20 protein-coding genes are annotated in these 20,628 nt (G+C 72.0%); 12 read left to right on the top strand and 8 right to left on the bottom strand.

All coding sequences use genetic code 11. The features are described 5' to 3' along the window. Positions 1–164: 164 nt before the first annotated feature. A complete protein-coding gene (locus ACWGDX_RS14150) occupies positions 165–1,184 on the top strand; it encodes an MBL fold metallo-hydrolase (RefSeq protein ID WP_453625379.1) in 1,020 nt (339 codons plus the stop codon). Next, the gene (locus tag ACWGDX_RS14145; protein WP_453625377.1) at positions 1,181–2,533 is read left to right on the top strand and encodes a CaiB/BaiF CoA transferase family protein; all 1,353 of its coding nucleotides are present in this window, start codon (positions 1,181–1,183) and stop codon (positions 2,531–2,533) included. Before ACWGDX_RS14150 ends, ACWGDX_RS14145 begins: the two co-directional genes overlap by 4 nt. A 129-nt stretch (positions 2,534–2,662) precedes the next feature. On the opposite strand, the gene ACWGDX_RS14140 is transcribed toward ACWGDX_RS14145, so the two are convergent. Next, complete coding sequence (locus ACWGDX_RS14140; protein ID WP_363082748.1) at positions 2,663–3,409, bottom strand: GntR family transcriptional regulator; 747 nt, start codon at positions 3,407–3,409, stop codon at positions 2,663–2,665. Next, positions 3,406–4,311: an alpha/beta fold hydrolase gene (locus ACWGDX_RS14135; protein ID WP_453625375.1), complete on the bottom strand. Its 906-nt coding sequence runs from the start codon at positions 4,309–4,311 to the stop codon at positions 3,406–3,408. The genes ACWGDX_RS14140 and ACWGDX_RS14135 overlap by 4 nt, the downstream gene beginning before the upstream one ends. Before the next feature lie 114 nt (positions 4,312–4,425). Here ACWGDX_RS14135 and ACWGDX_RS14130 point away from each other — a divergent pair, with 114 nt between their 5' ends. The 5 genes from ACWGDX_RS14130 to ACWGDX_RS14110 all read left to right on the top strand — a co-directional run bounded on the left by ACWGDX_RS14130 (position 4,426) and on the right by ACWGDX_RS14110 (position 10,464). Next, a complete protein-coding gene (locus ACWGDX_RS14130) occupies positions 4,426–5,289 on the top strand; it encodes an ABC transporter ATP-binding protein (RefSeq protein ID WP_453625373.1) in 864 nt (287 codons plus the stop codon). A gap of 249 nt (positions 5,290–5,538) precedes the next feature. Next, positions 5,539–6,594: an ABC transporter substrate-binding protein gene (locus tag ACWGDX_RS14125; protein ID WP_382854755.1), complete on the top strand. Its 1,056-nt coding sequence runs from the start codon at positions 5,539–5,541 to the stop codon at positions 6,592–6,594. Beyond that, positions 6,594–7,535: an ABC transporter permease gene (locus ACWGDX_RS14120; RefSeq protein WP_453625371.1), complete on the top strand. Its 942-nt coding sequence runs from the start codon at positions 6,594–6,596 to the stop codon at positions 7,533–7,535. The genes ACWGDX_RS14125 and ACWGDX_RS14120 overlap by 1 nt, the downstream gene beginning before the upstream one ends. Beyond that, on the top strand, positions 7,532–8,458 hold the full coding sequence (locus ACWGDX_RS14115; protein WP_453625369.1) for an ABC transporter permease: 927 nt from the start codon (positions 7,532–7,534) through the stop codon (positions 8,456–8,458). The genes ACWGDX_RS14120 and ACWGDX_RS14115 overlap by 4 nt, the downstream gene beginning before the upstream one ends. Before the next feature lie 161 nt (positions 8,459–8,619). Further along, a complete protein-coding gene (locus ACWGDX_RS14110) occupies positions 8,620–10,464 on the top strand; it encodes a CocE/NonD family hydrolase (protein ID WP_453625368.1) in 1,845 nt (614 codons plus the stop codon). A gap of 151 nt (positions 10,465–10,615) precedes the next feature. On the opposite strand, the gene ACWGDX_RS14105 is transcribed toward ACWGDX_RS14110, so the two are convergent. Continuing rightward, a complete protein-coding gene (locus ACWGDX_RS14105; protein ID WP_453625366.1) occupies positions 10,616–11,329 on the bottom strand; it encodes a copper homeostasis protein CutC in 714 nt (237 codons plus the stop codon). Positions 11,330–11,647: 318 nt separating this feature from the next. Here ACWGDX_RS14105 and ACWGDX_RS14100 point away from each other — a divergent pair, with 318 nt between their 5' ends. The 3 genes from ACWGDX_RS14100 (at position 11,648) to ACWGDX_RS14090 (ending at position 16,386) form a co-directional block, all read left to right on the top strand. Continuing rightward, the gene (locus ACWGDX_RS14100; protein WP_453625364.1) at positions 11,648–14,092 is read left to right on the top strand and encodes a heavy metal translocating P-type ATPase; all 2,445 of its coding nucleotides are present in this window, start codon (positions 11,648–11,650) and stop codon (positions 14,090–14,092) included. A gap of 80 nt (positions 14,093–14,172) precedes the next feature. Continuing rightward, positions 14,173–14,928 (top strand): HD domain-containing protein, encoded by a 756-nt coding sequence (locus ACWGDX_RS14095; RefSeq protein WP_453625362.1) that lies wholly within the window; start codon positions 14,173–14,175, stop codon positions 14,926–14,928. A gap of 177 nt (positions 14,929–15,105) precedes the next feature. Further along, positions 15,106–16,386, top strand: coding sequence for a Cmx/CmrA family chloramphenicol efflux MFS transporter (locus tag ACWGDX_RS14090; RefSeq protein WP_453625461.1), 1,281 nt, complete (start codon positions 15,106–15,108; stop codon positions 16,384–16,386). A gap of 196 nt (positions 16,387–16,582) precedes the next feature. On the opposite strand, the gene ACWGDX_RS14085 is transcribed toward ACWGDX_RS14090, so the two are convergent. Then, positions 16,583–16,870: a DUF4031 domain-containing protein gene (locus tag ACWGDX_RS14085; protein WP_453625361.1), complete on the bottom strand. Its 288-nt coding sequence runs from the start codon at positions 16,868–16,870 to the stop codon at positions 16,583–16,585. Then, positions 16,867–17,349, bottom strand: a complete 483-nt coding sequence (locus tag ACWGDX_RS14080; protein WP_453625359.1) for a hypothetical protein — start codon at positions 17,347–17,349, stop codon at positions 16,867–16,869. Before ACWGDX_RS14080 ends, ACWGDX_RS14085 begins: the two co-directional genes overlap by 4 nt. Positions 17,350–17,424: 75 nt before the next feature. Between ACWGDX_RS14080 and ACWGDX_RS14075 the strand changes: the two genes are divergently transcribed. Together ACWGDX_RS14075 and murQ are read left to right on the top strand one after the other, a co-directional pair. Further along, positions 17,425–18,351, top strand: coding sequence for a MurR/RpiR family transcriptional regulator (locus tag ACWGDX_RS14075; protein WP_453625358.1), 927 nt, complete (start codon positions 17,425–17,427; stop codon positions 18,349–18,351). Between the two features lie 131 nt (positions 18,352–18,482). Further along, complete coding sequence (gene murQ / locus ACWGDX_RS14070; RefSeq protein WP_453625356.1) at positions 18,483–19,457, top strand: N-acetylmuramic acid 6-phosphate etherase; 975 nt, start codon at positions 18,483–18,485, stop codon at positions 19,455–19,457. 150 nt (positions 19,458–19,607) lie between these two features. Here the strand turns inward: murQ and ACWGDX_RS14065 are convergent, their stop codons facing one another. The 3 genes from ACWGDX_RS14065 to ACWGDX_RS14055 are packed head-to-tail and all read right to left on the bottom strand — an operon-like array spanning position 19,608 to position 20,558. Further along, the gene (locus ACWGDX_RS14065) at positions 19,608–20,129 is read right to left on the bottom strand and encodes an amidase (protein WP_453625355.1); all 522 of its coding nucleotides are present in this window, start codon (positions 20,127–20,129) and stop codon (positions 19,608–19,610) included. Continuing rightward, complete coding sequence (locus tag ACWGDX_RS14060; RefSeq protein WP_453625353.1) at positions 20,126–20,344, bottom strand: hypothetical protein; 219 nt, start codon at positions 20,342–20,344, stop codon at positions 20,126–20,128. Before ACWGDX_RS14060 ends, ACWGDX_RS14065 begins: the two co-directional genes overlap by 4 nt. After that, the gene (locus tag ACWGDX_RS14055) at positions 20,328–20,558 is read right to left on the bottom strand and encodes a hypothetical protein (protein ID WP_453625351.1); all 231 of its coding nucleotides are present in this window, start codon (positions 20,556–20,558) and stop codon (positions 20,328–20,330) included. The genes ACWGDX_RS14060 and ACWGDX_RS14055 overlap by 17 nt, the downstream gene beginning before the upstream one ends. Positions 20,559–20,628: the final 70 nt, after the last annotated feature.

The raw sequence follows: 20,628 nt of genomic DNA, 5'->3' as shown, positions 1-20,628 counted from the left end.
TACTCCTCACACACAAAGAACAGGATGATGCATTTTCCTAAGCGGTGATGTAGCTTACCAGTCACAATACTTCGGGTCGGCCCGTGCGAGGAGACCGTGCGGGCCGTCCGGATCCGTGACGAGGGGCGGGGCCGGTGCCCCGCCGACGAGGAGGGGATCGCGGCGTGTTCCAAGCCGACAGCGTCACGATTACCGTGCTGGTCGAGAACCAGGTGGACATGCTGCTGCCCGACCAGGCCAGCCCCACCGGCGGTGACGGCCGGGACGACGGACACGTGGACGACCACTGCGTCACCCGGTACGGGCTCATCGAGCACTTCGACCCCAAGCGCGTCCCGCCCCAGGCGGAGAACGGCATCAGCTTCCTGGTCGAGGCGGTCCGGGGCCGGCACACCGTGCGGGTGCTGTTCGACGCCGGGCTCACCGGCACGGTCCTCGAACACAACATGCGGGTGCTGGGCGTGGACCCCGCCACCATCGACCATGTGGTGATCAGTCACGGCCACCCGGACCACTTCGGCGGTATCCACCGCTTCCTCAGTCTGGCGGGACGGCGTATCCCGGTCGCCACGCACGCCGACGCGGAACTGCCCCGGTACGCGGTGATGGGCGACGGCAGGACCTCGCCGGTCTACAACGCGGCCTTCGGTTTCGGCGAGGTCGAGAAGTCCGGCGGTATCCCCGTGCTGACCAGGGACTCGCTCGATCTCGGCTGGGGTGTGCACACCACCGGGGAGATCCCGAGGGAGGTCGCCTTCGAGGCCGGTGCCGCTCCCGCGTTCAGCCCCGGCGATCCCGGTCTCTACCAGGTCTCGGCGGAGGGCAGGCTGCGCCGGGACGAGGTGCTGGACGAGATGGGTCTCGTGGTGGATGTGAAGGACGTGGGTCTGATCGTACTGACCGGCTGCGCGCACGCGGGTGTCATCAATACGATCGCCCAGGCCCGCGCGGTCTGCGGGCCCAGACCCATCCGCGCGGTGATGGGCGGCTTCCATCTCGGCTTCCCCACCACCCCGGCGGAGAATGTCGGGCTGACCACGAACGCGCTCGCCGAGCTGGAGGTCGCGACGGTCATGCCGATGCACTGCAGCGGGCTGCACACGCACGCGCGGGTGGCCCGCGATCTCCCCTCGAACTACGTACAGCCCGCCGTCGGCACCGTGCTGCACTTCGGCCGCTCATGACGACGGACACGAGCGGGGACACGAGCGGGGACACGGACGGCGTCATGGTCGGGGACGGGACCGCGGATCTGCGGGGCGTCCGGGTCATCGCGGTCGAGCAGGCCGTCGCCGCCCCCCTCTGCACCCGGCATCTCGCCGACCTGGGCGCCGAGGTGATCAAAATCGAGCGTCCGGGCGGCGGGGACTTCGCCCGTGGCTACGACGAGGCCGTCCACGGCCTCGCCAGCCACTTCGTCTGGCTCAACCGGGGCAAGCGCAGCGTCGTACTGGACCTGAAGGCCGAACCGGGGCGGGAGGCGCTGCGCCGGCTGCTGCGCGACGCCGACGTCCTGGTCTGCAATCTCGCGCCGGGCGCCCTGGAGCGGATCGTCCCCGACGAGGAACTGGCCCGGCTGAACCCGCGTCTGGTGCGCTGTTACCTCTCCGGGTACGGGCCGTCGGGACCGTACGCCACCCGCAAGGCGTACGACGCGCTGGTGCAGGGCGAGGCCGGGACGATCACGGCCACCGGTACGCCGGAGACGCCCGCCAAGCCCGGGGTGTCCCTGGCCGATCTGGCCGGGGGGACGTACGCGCTCACCGCCGTCACCGCCGCCCTGTACGCACGCGAGCGGACCGGTCTGGGCAGACGGATCGACGTGGCGCTGTTCGACGTGCTGCTGGAGTGGATGAGCCCGCTCCTGCTCGCCGAGTTGCACGCGGGTTCCGCGCCCCCGCCGGCCGGGCTGCGGCACGCGAGCATCGCGCCGTACGGCCCGTACACGACGGCCGAGGGCCAGGACGTGCTGATCGCGGTGCAGAACGAGGGCCAGTGGCGGCGGCTGTGCCGGCTGGTGCTGGACGAGCCGGGGCTGCTGGAGGATCCGGCCTTCGCGTCGAACACCACCCGGGTACGGCACCGTGAACGGACCGAGCGCGCGGTGCAGGCACGGCTGAGCCGGCTCTCCACCGCCGAGGTCACCGAGCGGCTGGAGCGCGCCGATGTGCCGTACGCGCGGCTCAACCAGATCGGCGAGGTCCTGGAGCATCCGCAGGCGGCGGCGACCGGACGCTGGTCGGAGGCGACGCTGCCGGACGGGCAGGCGGTCCGGGTGGTCACCTCGCCGCTGCATCGCGAACCGGAGCCGCCGGGCGGGCGCCGGGTGCCGGCCCTGGGCGAGCACACCGCGGAAGTACTGCGTGAACTGGGCCTGTCCCAGGCCGAGATGGACGCTCTGCTGACGCCGCCCGCGCGACCGTCCGGCACGTCGCCGTCGGATACACCGACGTCGGATACACCGACGTCAGGTACACCGGCGTCGGATACGCCGGCGTCGGGAACCTCAGCGTCCACGGCGCCCGTCCTGTAACGGCGCCCGTCCTGCCGGTCGTCCCGGCAGCCGGACCGGCCGCGGCCCCTGGGGGCGGCGGCCGGCTCGGTGAAAGGCCCGGTGAGGGGCGCGGGGAGAGGCCCGGTGGAAGGCCCGGTGAAGGTCCGGTCAGTCGTTGTCGACGTCGAACGGGTCGGCGATCTGCTGGCCCGTCAGATGCCGTGCCAGCGCGAGGAAGCTGCGGGCCAGATGCCATTCCGTCGCCCTGGCCAGCGCGTCGCCGTCGCCGAGCCGGGCCGCGGCCAGCATCGCCCGGTGTTCGTTGGAGGTCTCCTCGGCACGGTCGTGCAGGACCTGGAGCACATCCCACGGGAACTTCTGCCAGAGCTGGTCGATCTCGTCGGTCAGCCCTTCGTTGCCGCAGTTCGCGTAGAAGAGGAAGTGGAACTGACGGTTCGTGGCGTTCAGCCGCGCCCGGTCCCCTTCCGCGGCGGCCTCCTCCATCTCGGTCACCAGCCGCTCCGCGAGGTCGATGTCGCGCGGGGAGAGCCGCCGCGCCGCCCGCTGCATGGCGTACGGCTCCACCAGGCGGCGCAGCAGATAGACGGTCTTGACCTGCTCGTAGTCGGCGTCCGCGACCCTGACCCCCTTGTGCGGCTCACCGACCAGTACGCCCTCGGCCTCCAGCAGCCGCAGCGCCTCGCGGACCGGGGTGATGCTGGTCTCGAACATCGCGGCGAGTACGTCCTGCTGGATACGGCTCCCCCGGGGCAGTTCGCCCTCGCTGATCATCCGCCGCAGCTCGGTGGCGATACGGTCGCGCTTCGTCAGCGGTTTCGCCCCCTTCGACGCGACACCGTCGGTCGCGGTGGGGGGACGTCGGCGGGCCGGCGGCAGCATGGGTGTGTCCTTCATCGCTCAGCGCTCGGGGAGCGTCGGGTCGGCGGGTCTGACGAGTGTCGCACCGGCACAACGGGTTCCGTGCCGGATCGACCGGCCTGACCCGCCACCGCGGCCGGACCCGCCACCGCGCGGTCGAGGCCGTGATGGAAGTCCGCGAGGACCGCGGCGAAGGCCTCGGGCTCGTCCAGATACGCGACATGGCCCGCGCCGGGCACGACACCGTACGTACCGCCGAGTTGACCGGCCAGGGTCTGCGCCGCGTCGGCGCCGACGCGTTCGTCGTACGCGCCGCGCAGCACCAGACAGGGCGGACCGGGCGGCCGGGGCGGCTCGTCGTCGGCCCAGCCGAGCGTGGCGCGCAGGGAGTCGAGCAGCGTCCGCGGGCGGGTCGCCGCCATCGACCGGCGCAGCAGTTCACTCCGGGCGGGATCGGGGCCGCGCAGGGTGCCGTCCACATAGCTCCGGGCGAAGGCGGCGGTCCCGGCGCGGCGCAGCCGTTCCTCGGTCTCCGCCAGCCGGCCCGCCGCCGCGGGCCCGCCGGCCGGGGGAAATCCGACGAGGGTCAACGAGCGTACGGAGCCGGGTCGTTGGCGGGCGAGGGCGAGCGCGACAAGGGCGCCGAGACCGGAGCCGACGACATCCACGGGACGGTCCGCGGGCCGGTCCGCGAGGTGATTCGCGAGGTGATTCGCGAGGTGATCCGCAGGCCGGTCTGCGAGGTGATCCGCCGTGTGCGCCGAGGCCGTCTCCACCGCACCGGCCAGGGTGAAGGGTTCGGCCGCCCGGTCGCCGTGCCCCGGCAGATCGGGTGCCTCGGCGGCCCGTCCCCCGGCACACAGGAAGCGGAGCGCGGGTGCCCAGGTGCGCGCGTCGCCGCCCCAGGTGTGCAGCAGAAGCAGAGACGTGGCCGACATGGCCGGAGACATCGCCGTCGCAGTCATAGGCACCTCACGTCAGGATCATGCATCTTTCGGTTTCTTGAGTATAGCTATTGCATGTCAGGCATCCTAGTGCTCAGAATCCCCGGTATGACCACGACCCACTCCGTGCACCACAGCGAGGGCGACGCACCGCGCGACCCCCGAGCCGACGCGCCGGGGCCAGCAGGAACGGCCGCACCGGCCGGCGCGCACGGTGGCGCCACGGTGGCGATCGACGGGCTGACCATGCGCTTCGGTGAACGCACCGTGTCCCAGGACATCGATCTGACCATCGGCGCCGGGGAGGTGCTCTCGATCGTCGGACCCTCCGGCTGCGGCAAGACCACCCTGCTGCGGGCGGTGGCCGGACTGATCCCGCCCGCCGAGGGCGAGGTCCGTATCGACGGACAGACCACGGCCGGCACCCCGGACGGGGTGGCGATGGTCTTCCAGCACTTCGGCCTCTTCCCGTGGAAGACGGTCGAGGCGAATGTCGCCTACGCCCTGCGCGTGCGCGGCGTCGCCAAGAAGGAAGCGCTGGACCGGGCGCGGGAGCTGATCACCCTCGTCGGTCTGTCCGGCTTCGAGAAGTCGTATCCGCACCAGCTCTCCGGCGGTATGCAGCAGCGCACCGGTCTGGCCCGCGCGCTGGCCGTACGCCCCCGGCTGCTGCTCATGGACGAACCCTTCGGCGCGCTGGACGCCCAGACCCGCGAGGTCCTCCAGTTCGAGCTGCTGAACATCTGGCAGGACCATCCCGTGACGATGCTGTTCGTCACGCACTCGATCGACGAGGCCGTCCTGTTCGGGGACCGGATCGCCGTGCTCAACGGGCGGCCCAGTGGTGTGGCCGAGCTGATCGACGTGACGCTTCCGCACCCCCGCGACCGGTCCGTACTGGCCGCCCCGGAGTTCCTCGCCATCCGCGAGCGGGTCTGGTCCCTGGTCATGGCCCCCGACGCGCGGCACTGACCGCGCGGCACCGACCGCCTGTACCGACCGCTTGTACCAACCGCCTGTACCGACCGCCCGGCCCGTGCCCGGCGCGGACCGCCTCCGATTCCCGCTCGCCCTCGATTCCCCATCGCCCCCCGATACCCCCCGATACCCCCCTCGCCCTCCGCCCCTCAGCCACCCCGTCACCACCACCCGCACCGCCACCTGTCGCGCACGCGCACTCGTACTCGCACTCGGCACGGCGGCAGAAGGAGAGCAGTTCGCATGAGAATCTCCCGGCGCAGACGCGCCCTGGCCGCACTGGCCGCACTCGTCTCTCTCGGCGCCGCCGTGGCAGGCTGCGGCTCGGACGACTCGTCCTCCGGCTCCGCGGGCGACGGCGGGTCCGGCGGGAACGCGAAGATCACCATCGGGGTGCCCGGCATCCCGCCGATCTATCTGAACACCGTTCTCTACGTGGGCGAGAAGCAGGGCTTCTTCTCCGCACGCGGTGTGGATGTCACCCTCCGCCCGCTGACCACCGGCGCCGATGTCGGCCGCGCGGTGCAGAGCGGCGAGATCCAGGGCGGCATCATCGGCACCCCGGGCGCGGTCGCCCTCGGCGCGAGCGGCGGCTCGATCGTCTCGGTGATGGGCTTCCCCAAGCCGACCTATCTGCTGGCCAGTACCGACGGAAGCGTCACCGACTGCGCCTCGGTCAAGGGAAAGACCGTCGCGGTCGACGCGGTGGGCGCGCCCAAGGCCCTGGGGCTGGGCGCCATGCTGGCGAGCTGCGGCCTCGGCGCGAAGGACGTCAGCACCATCAATGTGGGCGGCCCGCCCACCGTCGACGCGCTGGTGGCCGGTCAGGTCAAGCTCGCCGTCCTCCACCCCGACGAACTGGCCACCGTGCAGGAGAAGATCAAGCCCGGCACCAAGGTCAACAAGGTCATGACACTCGCCGACGTCGACCCGCTCCAGCACTACACCGTGCTCGTCGCCCGCAAGGACCAGCTCAGCGGCGCATCCCGGGACACCTGGGTGAAGGTGGTCGCGGCGCTCCGCGAGACGGTCGCCTTCATGTACGACCCGGCCAACGCCAAGCAGGTCGCGGCCGAGGCGGCATCCGTCACCAAGGAACCGGGGACCGTGACCGAGGCGGCGCTGCCGCAGTTCCTCGCGCTCGGCGTCTGGCCCAAGGAGGGCGACGGCCTCGACAAGGCCGCCGTCCAGCACACCATCGACGAGGCGGTCAAGGCGGGCAATGTGCCCGAGGCCAAGGCTCCCACGTACGACTCGCTGGTGGACCCGTCGGTCTTCGCCGACGCGACGGGCAAGTGATGCGGGCCCCGGAACCGCGGACCACCCCCGGCGGCGGATCCCGGCCGCCGGGGGGCGGTCCGCCACCGGCCGGCGGTCCGCCACCTCCCACTGGTCCGCCACCTCCTCCCGCCGCCGCCCCGACCCGGCGTACCGGGCCGCGCGGGGTCCGTACGGCATCCCCGCGTCCGGCCTCCCCGGCTTCCCTGACGGCGCGTCTGCGACCGCTCGCCATCTCGGCGGCGGGGCTGCTGGCCGGGCTCGGGCTGTGGCAGTTCGCCGGGCAGCGGGACCCCGTCCTGTTCGCCACACCCGGCCGCTCGGCCTCGGCGCTGCTCGACATGGTCCGGGACGGCTCGCTCCAGAGCGCGCTGCTCTCCTCGGGAAAGCTGCTGGTCATCGGGCTCGCCCTGGCGATCGTCGCCGGTGTCGGATTCGGTCTGCTGCTCTCCCGGGCCCGGCTGCTGCGGGCGAGCACGGACTGGCTGCTCTTCGCGCTCCAGTCGGTCCCGATCGTGGCGCTCGCCCCGCTGATCCTGTCGGCGTTCGGCTTCGGCCTGCCCGCCAAAACGCTGGTGGTCTTCCTGACCGCGGTCTTCCCCGTCGTCGTGAACACGGCGGAGGGCGCGCACCGGGTGCCGACGACCCTGCTGGAGGTCGCCCGTACCTACCGCAGCAGTGAGTGGCGTATCTGGAAGGACGTGCTGCTGCCGCACACCGTGCCGTACGCCATGACCGGGGTACGGCAGGGGATCGCGATGGCGTTCGTGGGAACCCTGGCCGCGGAGTTCTTCCTCAACGCCAGTGGAGTCGGCGGACTGCTGCTCGCCGCCGGCACCCGGTTCGACACGGCCACGGTGCTCGGTCTGACCGTGCTGGTGTCGGTGCTGGCCGTCGCCCTGATGGGCTGCGGCCGGGCGATCGAGCGGCACTTCGCACGCTGGCGGACGGTGAAGGCATGACGGCACATCAGGACACATCGGCGGCAGCCCGTACACCGGGGTCCCGTACGCCGGGGTCCCGTACGCCGGGGTCCCGTACGCCGGGGTCCCGTACCCCGCGTGAGCGGGACGGACGCCCGGCCGGCGGGCCGAAGGGACGGCCGGGCACCCGTGGCTCCCGGCTCAGCCCCCGTACGGCCGGGCTGCTCGGCAAACTGACCGTGGCCCTCGTGGTCGTCGTGGTCTGGGAGGCCTCGGTACGGCTGTGGCTGCCCGCCTATCTGCCCACGCCGTCCGGTGTGGCGGGGACGGCCTGGCCGACGCTGACCTCCGAGGCGTTCGGCACCGCGCTCGGCGAGACGCTCGGCGGGGTGGCGCTCGGTCTGCTCCTGGGCTGCACCGCCGGTACGGCGCTCGGTCTGGGTCTGGGCAGGGTGCCGTGGCTGCGGCATCTGTCCTCCCCGTACATCAGCGGTCTGTACGCGATGCCGATGCTGGCCATCGTGCCGATGGCGACGATCTGGCTCGGCTACTCCAGTCAGACCCGGCTGGCCGTGATCGCCCTGTCGGCGTTCCTGCCCTGCGCGGTGAGCACCGGCGACGGCGCCCGTGAGATACCCGCCCAGCTGGGCGAACTCTCCCAGGTGCTGCGGCTGTCGCGGTGGCGGGTGGTGGTCGACGTCCTGCTGCCCTCGACGCTGCCGTTCATCATCGCCGGGGTCCAGGTGGCGGTGGGCCGGGCCCTGGTCGGCGCGGTGGCGGTGGAGTTCCTCGCGAGCCTGCCGGGTCTGGGCACGTACATCCTCAGCAACGCGCACTCCTTCCAACAGGACGCCGCGTTCGTGGCGGTCCTCGTGCTGGCCACGCTCGGCATCGTCGCGCGGGCGGGTACGGAGACGGCGCTGCGCCGGCTGGCCCCCTGGCACCTGCACGTCAACCGCTGACCGTCACCGACCAGTGGCCGTCCCGGGACCACTGAAGTACCGGCCATGAAGTACCGATCTTCGAAGTACCGCTCTTCGAAGTACCGACCACTCAGCACCGATCACCACTCAGCACCGATCAGTACCGATCAGCACCGATCACTGAGGCAAGGAGCGAGGAAATGCCCGACGACGGCGGCCCGCGGCCGTTCCGTACGCAGCTCATCGACGGAATGCGCGTCGAGTGGGACGTACCCATCGAGATGGACGACGGGATCGTGCTGCGCGCGGACGTGTTCCGGCCGGTGACCGACGAGCCGGTGCCGGTGATCATGACCTACGGTCCGTACGCCAAGGGCCTGCCCTTCCAGCGCGGGTATCCCAGCGCGTGGGAGGCGATGTCCCGGGACCACCCCGACACCGTGGCGGGCACCTCGAACAAGTACCAGAACTGGGAGGTCGTCGACCCCGAGAAGTGGGTGCCGCACGGCTACGCCTGCGTACGGGTCGACTCGCGCGGCACCGGCCGCTCGCCCGGCCGGGTGGACCCCTTCTCCCCGCGTGAGACCCGCGACTTCCACGACTGCGTCGAGTGGGCGGGCACCCGGGAGTGGAGCAACGGGCGGGTGGGCCTCAACGGCATCTCGTACTACGCGATGAACCAGTGGCACGTCGCCTCCCTGCGCCCGCCGCACCTGGCCGCGATCTGTCCCTGGGAGGGAGCCGCGGACTTCTACCGGGACGGCGCGTACCAGGGCGGTATCCGCTCCACCTTCTGGGACAACTGGTACGACATGCAGGTCAAGACGGTCCAGTACGGGGTCGGCGAGGTGGGCGGCCGTAATCCGAACACCGGTCAGCCGATCTGCGGTGACGAGCTCCTCGATCCGGCGGAGCTGGCCGCGAACCGTACCGACCTCGGCGCGGACATCAGGGCGCACGCCTTCGACGACGCGTACCACCGGGACCGCTCGGCACACTGGGACGCGATCGACGTCCCCGTTCTGAGCTGCGGCAACTGGGGCGGCCAGGGGCTCCATCTGCGCGGCAACGTGGAGGGGTTCGTACGGGCCGCCTCCACCCGCAAGTGGCTGGAGATGCACGGCCACGCGCACTGGCCGCTCTTCTACACCGACTACGGCGTCGATCTCCAGATGCGCTTCTTCGACCGGTATCTGAAGGACGAGCCCAACGGCTGGGAGGACCGGCCGGCCGTACAGCTCCAGATCCGGCACGTCGACGGGACCTTCACCGAGCGCGGCGAGGACGCCTGGCCGCTGCCGTCGACGCGGTGGACCCGGCTGCGTCTGACCGCGGACCGCTCGCTCGCGGAGGAGCCGCCGACCGCGGATGGGACGGCCGGGTCCGCGGCGCCCGGCGAGGGAGCGCCGGGCGAGGAAGTGTCCGGCGAGGGAGCGTCGGGAGAGGAAGTGTCCGGCGGGCGAGTGGAGTTCGCGGCGTCCGGCGACGGGGTGGAGTTCAGTACCCCGCCGCTGCCGGAGCGGACCGAGATCACCGGTCCGCTGGCGGCGAAGCTGTTCGTCTCGTCCACCACCACCGACGCCGATCTGTTCCTGGTCGTACGGGTCTACTCGCCCAACGGCGAGGAGGTCGTCTTCCAGGGCGCGCTGGACCCGCACACCCCCGTCGGCCAGGGCTGGCTGCGCGCCTCCCACCGCCGTCTCGACCCGGAGCTGTCGACCCCGTACCGCCCCTTCCATCCGCACGACCGCGCCGAGCCGCTGGAGCCGGGGGCCGTCCACGAGCTCGACATCGAGATCCTGCCGACCTCCCTGGTCATCCCCGCCGGCTACCGCCTCGCCCTCCAGGTGCGCGGCCGGGACTACGTCTACCCGGGCCCCAGCGCCCGTCTCTCCAACCTCAAGAACGAGCTGACGGGGTGCGGCCCCTTCCTCCACAACGACCCCGCCAACCGCCCGTCCGACGTCTACGCCGGCCGGACCACCCTCCACGTGGGCGGCTCCCACGCGTCGTATCTCCTGCTCCCGGTGATCCCGTCGGCCTGAGAGACCACTTCGCCCACCGGCCCCGACCGGCTGCCGTTCTCGGAGGCAGCCGCCGGGGCCGGTGTTCGCGATTTCCGGGGCAGCGGCCGGGGCCGGTGTGGGTTCGGTACGGCGAGGTGGGCGGGGCCGGTGTTTCCGAGGTGGGCGGGGGTCAGGCGTCCAGTGCCTCGCGCCACTCGCGTACCGCGTCGACCGATACCGGCCCGGTCCAGCCGCCCGGCCTCGCCGCGCCGCCGATATGGAAGCCGTCGACTCCCGCCGCGAGCAGGACGTCCACATGGTCGAGGCGGAGCCCGCCGCCGACCAGCATGCGCGGACCGTAGCCCGCCTCACCGCGGCCCGCCGCGCGTGCCTCCGCGAGCAGCGTGGGCAGGCCGTTGTCGACGCCCGCGGCCGAACCGGCGGTGAGATACGTGTCCAGCCCCGGCAGATCCGCCAGCTGCTTGCGCAGCGCGTCCCGGTCCGCCGCACGGTCGATCGCCCGGTGGAAGGTCCAGCGGCAGCCGTCCAGCTCCGCGAGCAGCCGCTCCACCGTCACCAGGTCCGGCGTCCCGTCCTCCTCCAGGAAGCCGAAGACGAACTCCTCCGCCCCCTCCGCCCGCAATCCGCGCGCCGCCGCCACCAGCGCGTCCACATCGCCCGGCCCGCCCGCTTCGCCCACCGTGAAGCCGTCGGCCAGCCGCAGCATCACCCGGAGCGGGATGTCGACCGCGGCTCGGATCTCCGCGAAGGTCTCGCGGGGCGGGGTCAGCCCGTCCGCCGCCATGTCGGTGACGAGTTCGAGGCGGTCCGCACCTCCGCTCCGGGCGGCGACCGCGTCCTCCGCGTCGAGGGCGATCACCTCCAGGACTGCACGCTTGCTCATGAGACCTCATTCATCAGGGGGATTGATCAGGGGATTCATCAGGGAGGACGTGTCCGGCTATAGGTCTAGTCCAATGTCCAGCCTAAGGGGAGCGAAACCCCGGCGCACCAGCGCACCCGTACCGCGAATCACTGCCGCAACATGGCGGCACCCCGGCCGTGACCCGGCCGCACCCCGGTCGCGACCCGGCCGCGGTCCCGGAAAATACCCCCCTGGGGTACCTTGAACTCCACACGGGTGAGAGGTATACCTGAAAGCAGTAATACCCCTAGGGGGTACAATGTGCCCTATCGGTCGAACACCAAGGAGCCGTCAGCGATGAGCCTCGCCAGTACCACCGGCGCACCCGCCGAAGTCGAGCTCGCCATCGGCGGTATGACCTGCGCCTCCTGTGCCGCCCGTGTCGAGAAGAAGCTCAACCGCATGGACGGCGTCGAGGCGACCGTCAACTACGCCACCGAAAAGGCCAAGATCTCCTACCGCGGCACGGACATCGCCGTCCAGGACCTCATCGCCACCGTCGAGGCCACCGGCTACACCGCCCGGCAGCCCGCCCCCGTGGTGCCGGAACCGGCCGATACGGAAGTCACCGATAAGGGAATCGCCGACGCAGAACCCTCGGAGGACGCCGCCAAGGACGCCGAACTGCGTTCCCTGCGCGAGCGGCTGATCACCGCCGTCGTCCTCTCCGTCCCCGTCGTCGCGATGGCCATGATCCCCGCCCTCCAGTTCGACTACTGGCAGTGGCTCTCGCTCACCCTCGCCGCCCCCGTCGTCACCTACGCCGGCTACCCCTTCCACCGCGCCGCCCTCACCAACGCCCGCCACGGCGCCGCCACCATGGACACCCTCATCTCGGTCGGTACGTCGGCGGCGTTCCTGTGGTCGGTGTGGGCGCTGTTCTTCGGTACGGCGGGCATGCCCGGGATGACCCACCCCTTCGAGCTGACCATCACCCGCACCGACGGCGCCGGGAACATCTATCTCGAAGCCGCGGCCGGGGTGACGGCCTTCATCCTCGCCGGGCGCTACTTCGAGGCGCGTTCCAAGCGGAAGGCCGGCGCGGCCCTGCGGGCGCTGCTCGAGCTGGGAGCCAAGGAGGTCACCGTCCTGCGCGAGGGCCGTGAGACCACCGTGCCCACCGCCCGGCTCCGGGTCGGTGACCGTTTCCTCGTACGGCCCGGCGAGAAGATCGCGACCGACGGCACCGTCGTGGAGGGCTCCTCGGCCGTCGACGCGTCGATGCTCACGGGAGAGTCCGTCCCCGTCGAGGTGTCGGCCGGGGACGCGGTGACCGGCGCCACGCTCAACGCGGGCGGCCGGCTCGTCGTCGAGGCCACCCGTATCGGCGCGGACACGCAGCTCGCCCGCATGGCCCGGATGGTCGAGGACGCCCAGAACGGCAAGGCCGCCGTCCAGCGTCTCGCGGACCGTGTCTCCGCCGTCTTCGTCCCCGTGGTCATCGGTCTCGCGCTGGCCACGCTCGGCTTCTGGCTCGGCAACGGCGCGGGGCTGACGGCCGCCTTCACCGCCGCCGTCGCCGTACTGATCATCGCCTGCCCCTGCGCCCTGGGCCTGGCCACGCCCACCGCCCTCCTGGTCGGCACCGGACGCGGCGCCCAGCTCGGCATCCTCATCAAGGGGCCCGAGGTCCTCGAATCCACCCGCCGCGCGGACACGATCGTCCTGGACAAGACGGGCACGGTCACCACCGGGAAGATGACCCTGCTCGCCATCCACACGGCGGCCGGCACCGACGAGACCGAGGTGCTGCGGCTCGCCGGCGCCCTGGAGCACGCCTCCGAACACCCCATCGCCCAGGCCGTCGCCGCCGGCGCGGCCGAGCGCCTCGCCGGGCGGGAGCGTCTCGCCGGCGCGGCCGAGCGTCTCGCTGACCGGGAGCAGCTCACCGGCCGACGGCCGACCGCGGGTTCCGTCGAACGGCCGGCCACCGCCCCCGGCGGACGGCTCGCCGCCGGTTCCGTCGAACGCCCCGGCGCCCTCCCCACCCCCGAGGACTCCACCAACATCCCCGGTCTCGGCGTCCAGGGCACCGTCGACGGCCACACCGTCCTCGTCGGCCGCGCCCAGCTCCTCGCCGACCGGAAGATCCTCCTCCCCGCCGGTCTGGAGCGCAGGAAGGCCGAGGCCGAGGCGGCGGGCCGCACGGCCATCGCGGTGGCCTGGGACGGAGAGACCCGGGCGGTCCTCGAAGTCGCCGACGCCGTGAAGGACACCAGCCCCGAGGCCGTCCGCCGACTGCGCGCCCTCGGTCTGACCCCGATCCTGCTCACCGGCGACAACAAGGCCGTCGCCGCCTCCGTCGCCGCCGAGGTCGGTATCGGCCCGGACCAGGTCATCGCCGAGGTCATGCCCGAGGACAAGGTCGACGTCGTCAAGAGGCTCCAGGCGCAGGGCCGTTCCGTCGCGATGGTCGGCGACGGTGTCAACGACGCGGCGGCCCTCGCCCAGGCCGACCTCGGCCTCGCCATGGGCACGGGCACCGACGCCGCGATCGAGGCCGGCGATCTCACCCTCGTCCGCGGCGATCTGCGTACGGCGGCGGACGCGATCCGGCTGGCCCGCCGCACCCTCACCACCATCCGCGTCAATCTCTTCTGGGCCTTCGCCTACAACGTCGCCGCCATCCCGCTCGCCGCCGCCGGACTCCTCAACCCGATGATCGCCGGGGGCGCCATGGCCTTCTCGTCGGTCTTCGTCGTGGGCAACTCGCTCCGGCTGCGCGGCTTCAAGGCGTCGTAGCCGCCGCGTACGAGCGCTGCACGGAAGGCTCCCGGGGCCCGGAACGGATCCGTTCCGGGCCCCGGCCCTATGGTCGTCCCATGTCCGCCCCTGATCCCCACGGCCCGCACCACGTCCGCGACCTGCGCGGCCGGTTCGCCGCCACGCTCCTCGCCCTCCGCGACGAGGCCGCGCCCGGCCCGCACGTATCCGGCCCGCACGCTTCCGAACCACACGCGCCCGACCCGTACGCTTCCGAACCACACGCGTCCGGGCCGCACGCGCCCGACCCGTACGCGTACGCCGACGACCTGCTCACGCGCTGGGCCGAACCTCAGCGCCGCTACCACACCACCGCTCATCTGCTCGCCGTCCTCGACCACATCGACACCCTCGCCGAGTACGCGGCCGATCCCGACGTCGTGCGTCTCGCCGCCTGGTTCCACGACGCCGTCTACCGCCCCGACCGCTCCGAGAACGAGGAGCGCTCCGCCCGTCTCGCCGAACGCGCCCTCCCCGAGGCCGGGTTGAGCGACGGCCGTACGCGCGAGGTCGCCCGGCTCGTCCGCCTGACCACCACCCACGCCGCCGGGCCCGACGACCGCAACGGCGCCGTCCTCTGCGACGCCGATCTCGCGGTCCTGGCCTCGGCCCCGGACGCGTACGCCGCCTATCAGACGGCGGTCCGCGAGGAGTACGGATTCGTCCCGGACGCGGACTTCCGCGCGGGCCGGGCGGCGGTGCTGGAGCAGCTGCTCGCGCTGCCGGGCCTGTTCCGTACCCCCTACGGCGTACGGGAATGGGAGCACCGCGCCCGCCACAACCTCGCGGGCGAACTGGCCGCGCTGCGCACGTGACCGCGACAGGGAACCGTGAACGCGGAAGGGAACACGGCCGGGGATTCGGGCGCGAACGGGGCGCGTACGCGGACGGGAACGCGGCCGGGAACGCGGCCAGGGATCCGGGCGGGAATGTAACGGCCTACACCGGCGTTGGCACCTGTCATGCCCGACTCCGCCGATCGACGCTCCGGTATGCCGCTCGCCGTCTACATCCTCGGCCTCGCGGTCTTCGCCCTCGGTACGAGTGAGTTCATGCTGTCCGGCCTGCTGCCCCCGCTCGCCGACGACATGGACGTGTCCATCCCCACCGCCGGACTCCTCATATCCGCCTTCGCGATCGGCATGGTGATCGGCGCCCCGCTGCTCGCCGTGGCCACCCTGCGGCTGCCCCGCCGTACCACGCTCATCGCCCTGATCACCGTCTTCGGCCTCGGCCAGGTCGCGGGCGCGCTTGCCCCGACGTACGAGGTGCTCTTCGCGTCCCGCGTGATCAGCGCCTTCGCCTGCGCCGGATTCTGGGCGGTCGGCGCGGCCGTCGCCATCGCGATGGTCCCGCTCGACGCGCGCGCCCGCGCCATGGCCGTGATGATCGGCGGCCTGTCCATCGCGAACGTGCTCGGCGTACCGGCCGGCGCGTTCCTCGGCGAACACCTGGGCTGGCGCTCGGCGTTCTGGGCCGTCGGCGCGGCCTCCGCGGTGGCGCTGGCCGGTGTCATGACGCTGATCCCGCGTATCCCGGTCCCGGCGGAGAGGCCGCGGCTCAAGCGGGAGATGACCATCTACCGCGACCGTCAGGTCTGGCTCTCCATCACCGTCACCGCGCTCTCCGCGGGCGGTGTCTTCTGCGCGTTCTCGTATCTCGCGCCGCTGCTCACGGATGTGGCCGGGCTGGACAGCGGCTGGGTGCCGAGCGTGCTCGGACTCTTCGGGGTCGGCGCGCTGGTGGGTACGGCGCTGGGCGGCCGGTACGCGGACGCGCATCTCTTCGGCGTGATGCTCAGCGGCATCACCGCCTCGACGGTGCTGCTGGTCCTGCTGGCGCTCACCGCGTCGAACCCGGCCGCCGTGGTCACCCTGACCTTCCTCCTCGGCGTCTCGGCGTTCTACACGGCCCCGGCCCTGAACGCCCGTCTGTTCAACATCGCCGCCGCGGCCCCCACCCTCGCGGGCGCCACCACCACGGCCGCCTTCAACCTGGGCAACACGGGCGGCCCCTGGCTCGGCGGTGTGGTCATCGACGCGGACTTCGGCTTCGCCTCGACGGCCTGGGCGGGCGCGGCGATGGCGGTGGTCGCGATCGCGCTGACGGCCGTATCACTGCGCTTCCACCACAGGGCCACGAGCCGAGTGGTCACGGGCTCAGCCCCACTCCCCCCGTCCCCGTCCCCCGCCGCGTCCCCGACCCCGACCCCGACCCTGTGCCCGTCCGCCCCCGCCCAGAACGCCACCCCCACCGAGCCCGCCAACGGCTGAGCCGCTTGTCAGAGCGCCCCCGTAGTCTCCGCCCGTGACAACACCACCCAGAGCGCTGCCCGTACCCACGGCGCTGCCCATGGAGCCCACGGGATGGGACGGTCCTCGCGGTCGGCTCGGCCGCCCGCTCTTCGGGCGTCGGTGTCCGTCCGGGACCGCGTGGCCGGGACGGCGGAAAAGCCGCTGCCCCCCATCGCTACGGCGTCGAACGCGGCAGCGGTGCCGGGCGGCCCTTCGGGCGGCGCAGGCCCGCTTCCGTCAGTCTCCGCACGAGTTCCTTCGAGCCGATCTCCACCGCGCCCGCGCGCACCACATCGCCGTAGCGGTCCGACGGCACGTCGTAGTGATCGCGTTCGAAGGCGCGGAGCGGGCAGCCGGCCTTCGCCGCGAAGGCGTGCAGTTCCTCGTACGAGACATCGCTGACCAGGTGGGACCACATACGGCCGTGCCCCGGCCAGGTCGGCGGGTCGATGTAGAGGGTCACGAGGCGCCCGCCTCGCCCGTGCCGCTCTCCGGATCCGCCCCGGCCCCTCCCGGCAGCGATCCCAGCACCCCCAGCGATCCCACCGCCGCGATCACCACCCCCGCCTTCCCGCAGACCCAGTGCGGATCGGGCCCCAGCTCCGGTTCCACGTCCAGCGCGTGCGGCTCCGCCTCCACGCCCTCGGCCTCCGCGCAGACCGGGCAGAGCGGCCAGCGTCCGTACCGTTCCATCAGCGCGTCCTGGACGTCCTGGGCCACCAGTCCCGCCACATACGCGGCGCCTTCCGGCCACTGCTCGACCCACCAGCGCCGGTGCGACACCGACTCCTCCACCAGGGACACCACCTCCGCGCGCGCCACACCGCCCGCGATCAGATCGGCCAGCACCAGCGCACGCGCGGAGTGCAGCACCCGCTCCAGCGGGTCCACGCCGGCCACGGGATCCGCCTCATCCATACGGTCGTCGGTCTGGTCATCCATCCGGTCGTCCATTCACCCATTGTCACGGACGGCGGGGGGTTGACGACCGGCCAAATCCGAAAATATCTTTCAAAGGTGACCCAGGATGTGAAGGAAATTTTCAGCGGTGACCCGCCACCACCCGCACCCGCCGCACTCGCCGCCAAGGTGCGGACCCTCGCGCCCACGATGACGCGCTCCATGCAGCTCGTCGCCGAGGCCGTGGCGGGCGACCCGGCCGGCTGCGCCGCGCTCACGGTCACCGGCCTCGCGGAGCTGACCGGCACGAGCGAGGCCACCGTCGTCCGCACCGCCCGGCTCCTCGGCTATCCCGGCTACCGCGATCTGCGCCTCGCCCTCGCCGGCCTCGCCGCACAGCAGCAGTCCGGCCGCGCCCCCGCCGTCACGGCCGACATAGCCGTGGACGACCCGATCGCCGACGTCGTCGCCAAGCTCGCCTACGACGAACAGCAGACCCTCGCCGACACCGCCGCCGCGCTCGACACCGTCCAGCTCGGCGCCGTCGTCACGGCGGCCGCGGCGGCCCGGCGGATCGACATCTACGGGGTCGGCGCCTCCGCCCTCGTCGGCATGGACCTCGCGCAGAAGCTGCTCCGTATCGGCCTGATCGCCCACGCCCACTCCGACCCGCATCTCGCCGTCACCAACGCCGTCCAGCTCCGCTCCGGCGACATGGCCATCGCGATCACCCACTCCGGCTCCACCGGCGATGTCATAGAACCGCTCCGGGTCGCCTTCGACCACGGCGCGACGACGGTCGCGATCACCGGCCGCCCGGACGGTCCCGTGTCGCAGTACGCCGACCATGTACTGACGACCTCCACCGCCCGCGAGAGCGAGCTGCGCCCGGCCGCCATGTCGAGCCGTACGAGCCAGCTCCTGGTGGTCGACTGCCTGTTCATAGGGGTCGCCCAGCGTACGTACGAGACGGCGGCCCCCGCCCTCTCCGCGTCGTACGAGGCCCTCGCGCACCGGCACAGCCCCCGCAGCACGAACCGCTGAACCGCGGCCGACCCGCTGAACCGCACCACGAGCCGCCGAACCGCTGCCCCACGAAGATCCACAAGATCCAAAAAGTCCACAAAGGCACCCGCACCCGCACCCCCTCATCACGCAGAAAGAGCCGTCCCGTCATGACCTCTCAGTACGGCCGCCAGGGCCGGCCGGACCAGTACGGCCGGTACGACGAACTCCGCGCACAGCTCGACACCCTCACCACCGAGGCCTTCCGCCCCGAGCTGGCGGAGATCGACACCCTGCCCACCCTCGACATCGCCCGGCTCATGAACGGCGAGGACACCACCGTCCCCGCCGCCGTCGCCGCCCAGCTCCCCCGGATCGCCGCCGCCATCGACGGCATCGCCGAGCGCATGGCCCGCGGCGGCCGGCTGATCTACGCGGGCGCCGGCACGGCGGGACGGCTCGGCGTCCTCGACGCCAGCGAGTGCCCGCCCACCTTCAACACCGACGCGGACGACGTCATCGGTCTGATCGCGGGCGGCCCCGGCGCCATGGTGACCTCCGTCGAAGGCGCCGAGGACTCCAGGGAACTGGCCGCCGCCGACCTCACCGCCACCAAACTCACCGCCACCGACTCGGTGGTCGGTATCTCCGCCTCCGGCCGCACTCCGTACGCGATCGGCGCGGTCGAGCACGCCCGCTCCCTCGGCGCGCTCACCATCGGTCTCTCCTGCAACGCGGGCAGCGCGCTCGCCGCCGCGGCCGACCACGGCATCGAGGTCGTCGTGGGCGCCGAGCTGCTCACCGGCTCCACCCGCCTCAAGGCCGGTACGGCACAGAAGCTCGTCCTCAACATGCTCTCGACGATCACCATGATCCGGCTCGGCAAGACCTACGGAAACCTCATGGTCGACGTCCGCGCCTCCAACGAGAAGCTGCGCGCACGCTCCCGCCGTATCGTCTCGCTCGCCACCGGCGCCTCGGACGAGCGGATCGAGACCGCGCTCGCCGCCACCGACGGCGAGGTGAAGCCCGCCATTCTCACCATCCTCGGCTCCGTCGACGGCCCCACCGCCGCCACGCTCCTCGCCGACTCCCAGGGCCATCTGCGCGCCGCGCTGAAGGCCGCCCGTACCACCACCGACTGACGCACGACCCGGAACCGGCCACGGAACCGGCCCGCGCCTGCCCGTACGACGAGCCTGACCGTACGACGGCGGCACCCCGCAGGAGGGGCGCCGCCCAGGAAGTCACCGACCTACAGACCTACAGACCTACGGGTCTACAGACCTACGGGCCTACAGCGGCCGGACCCCCGCGCCCCCACTCCCCGCCACGGTACGCAGGAACCGCACCAGATCGTCCGCGCCGTACCCGAGCCGGGGCCCGCGCTCGGCGGCCATCAGCAACAGCTGTCCGACGATCTCACCGCCCCAGCCGTCCGTACCGTCGTTCCACCACTCCCAGAGCTTCTCGATCCCCAGATCGCACATGAGCAGGCCGTGCTCGGCCCTGATCTCCGCGCACACCGGACCCACCGCGTCCAGCAGGGTCGCCCCCGGCCGGCGGCAGCGCAGCCCGAAGTACTGCCCGTACCGCTCCACCTCGCACCCCTCGGGCGGCAGGGCCTTCAGCCGGTCATAACGGGGATCGTCAAAGCCCGGGTACTCCTCGACCGGACAGTGGATCAGCTTGAACGTCTGCGTGTTGTCGAACATCCCCGTCTCACCCATGTGCGTCTCGTGCGTCTCGTGCGTCTCGTGCGTTTCTTGCGTCTCGTGCGTGTTGCGCGTGTTGCGCGTGTTGCGCGTCTCGCTCACGGCAGCAGCCGCCTCTCCCGGTTCATCTCCGTCACCCGCGCCCGCAGCACCTCACCGGGCGGCGCCGGGTGGACGGTCTGCTGCGGGCAGTTCCATTCCGCCCCACCGTTCGGCGGCCTGAGCTGGACGTATCCGCTGTCCACACTCATCACCCGCCCCACACGCCCGTCGCGGGAATCGACGGCGTACGTACCGGGCTCAGGCGTGTACGTCATCGCCGGCCCCCTCCCGTACGGCGGCCAGTACGGCGCCGAGCCGCAGCGCGGTGGGCAGATCGCAGCGTCCGAGATCGACCAGCGGTACGGGTGCCTCGCCCAGGCACGACGCGGGGACGATCCGCAGCGCGTGCAACGTCACCCCCACTGCCGCGAGCCCGGTCTGTAGCGCCTCCACAGCGTCCTCGGCGGCGCGTACGTGTGTGGCGACCATGCGCCGACCTTCTCTTATGTCGTAGGTAACCATGTTTTGTCGTCTCCACGCTATGTATCTACTTTCACCA

It is taken from the genome of Streptomyces sp. NPDC055025 (assembly GCF_053608565.1).
Note: the sequence above shows the minus strand (reverse complement) of the source record. Positions and strands in the feature narration are given on the sequence as shown.

Bases quoted from the DNA above. Each gene is read 5' to 3' on its own strand.
- ACWGDX_RS14145 (WP_453625377.1), top strand. From the start codon at position 1,181: ATGACGACGGACACGAGCGGGGACACGAGCGGGGACACGGACGGCGTC.
- ACWGDX_RS14140 (WP_363082748.1), bottom strand. From the start codon at position 3,409: ATGAAGGACACACCCATGCTGCCGCCGGCCCGCCGACGTCCCCCCACC.
- ACWGDX_RS14135 (WP_453625375.1), bottom strand. From the start codon at position 4,311: ATGTCGGCCACGTCTCTGCTTCTGCTGCACACCTGGGGCGGCGACGCG.
- ACWGDX_RS14130 (WP_453625373.1), top strand. From the start codon at position 4,426: ATGACCACGACCCACTCCGTGCACCACAGCGAGGGCGACGCACCGCGC.
- ACWGDX_RS14125 (WP_382854755.1), top strand. From the start codon at position 5,539: ATGAGAATCTCCCGGCGCAGACGCGCCCTGGCCGCACTGGCCGCACTC.
- ACWGDX_RS14120 (WP_453625371.1), top strand. From the start codon at position 6,594: ATGCGGGCCCCGGAACCGCGGACCACCCCCGGCGGCGGATCCCGGCCG.
- ACWGDX_RS14115 (WP_453625369.1), top strand. From the start codon at position 7,532: ATGACGGCACATCAGGACACATCGGCGGCAGCCCGTACACCGGGGTCC.
- ACWGDX_RS14110 (WP_453625368.1), top strand. From the start codon at position 8,620: ATGCCCGACGACGGCGGCCCGCGGCCGTTCCGTACGCAGCTCATCGAC.
- ACWGDX_RS14105 (WP_453625366.1), bottom strand. From the start codon at position 11,329: ATGAGCAAGCGTGCAGTCCTGGAGGTGATCGCCCTCGACGCGGAGGAC.
- ACWGDX_RS14100 (WP_453625364.1), top strand. From the start codon at position 11,648: ATGAGCCTCGCCAGTACCACCGGCGCACCCGCCGAAGTCGAGCTCGCC.
- ACWGDX_RS14095 (WP_453625362.1), top strand. From the start codon at position 14,173: ATGTCCGCCCCTGATCCCCACGGCCCGCACCACGTCCGCGACCTGCGC.
- ACWGDX_RS14090 (WP_453625461.1), top strand. From the start codon at position 15,106: ATGCCGCTCGCCGTCTACATCCTCGGCCTCGCGGTCTTCGCCCTCGGT.
- ACWGDX_RS14080 (WP_453625359.1), bottom strand. From the start codon at position 17,349: ATGGATGACCAGACCGACGACCGTATGGATGAGGCGGATCCCGTGGCC.
- murQ (WP_453625356.1), top strand. From the start codon at position 18,483: ATGACCTCTCAGTACGGCCGCCAGGGCCGGCCGGACCAGTACGGCCGG.
- ACWGDX_RS14060 (WP_453625353.1), bottom strand. From the start codon at position 20,344: ATGACGTACACGCCTGAGCCCGGTACGTACGCCGTCGATTCCCGCGAC.
- ACWGDX_RS14055 (WP_453625351.1), bottom strand. From the start codon at position 20,558: ATGGTCGCCACACACGTACGCGCCGCCGAGGACGCTGTGGAGGCGCTA.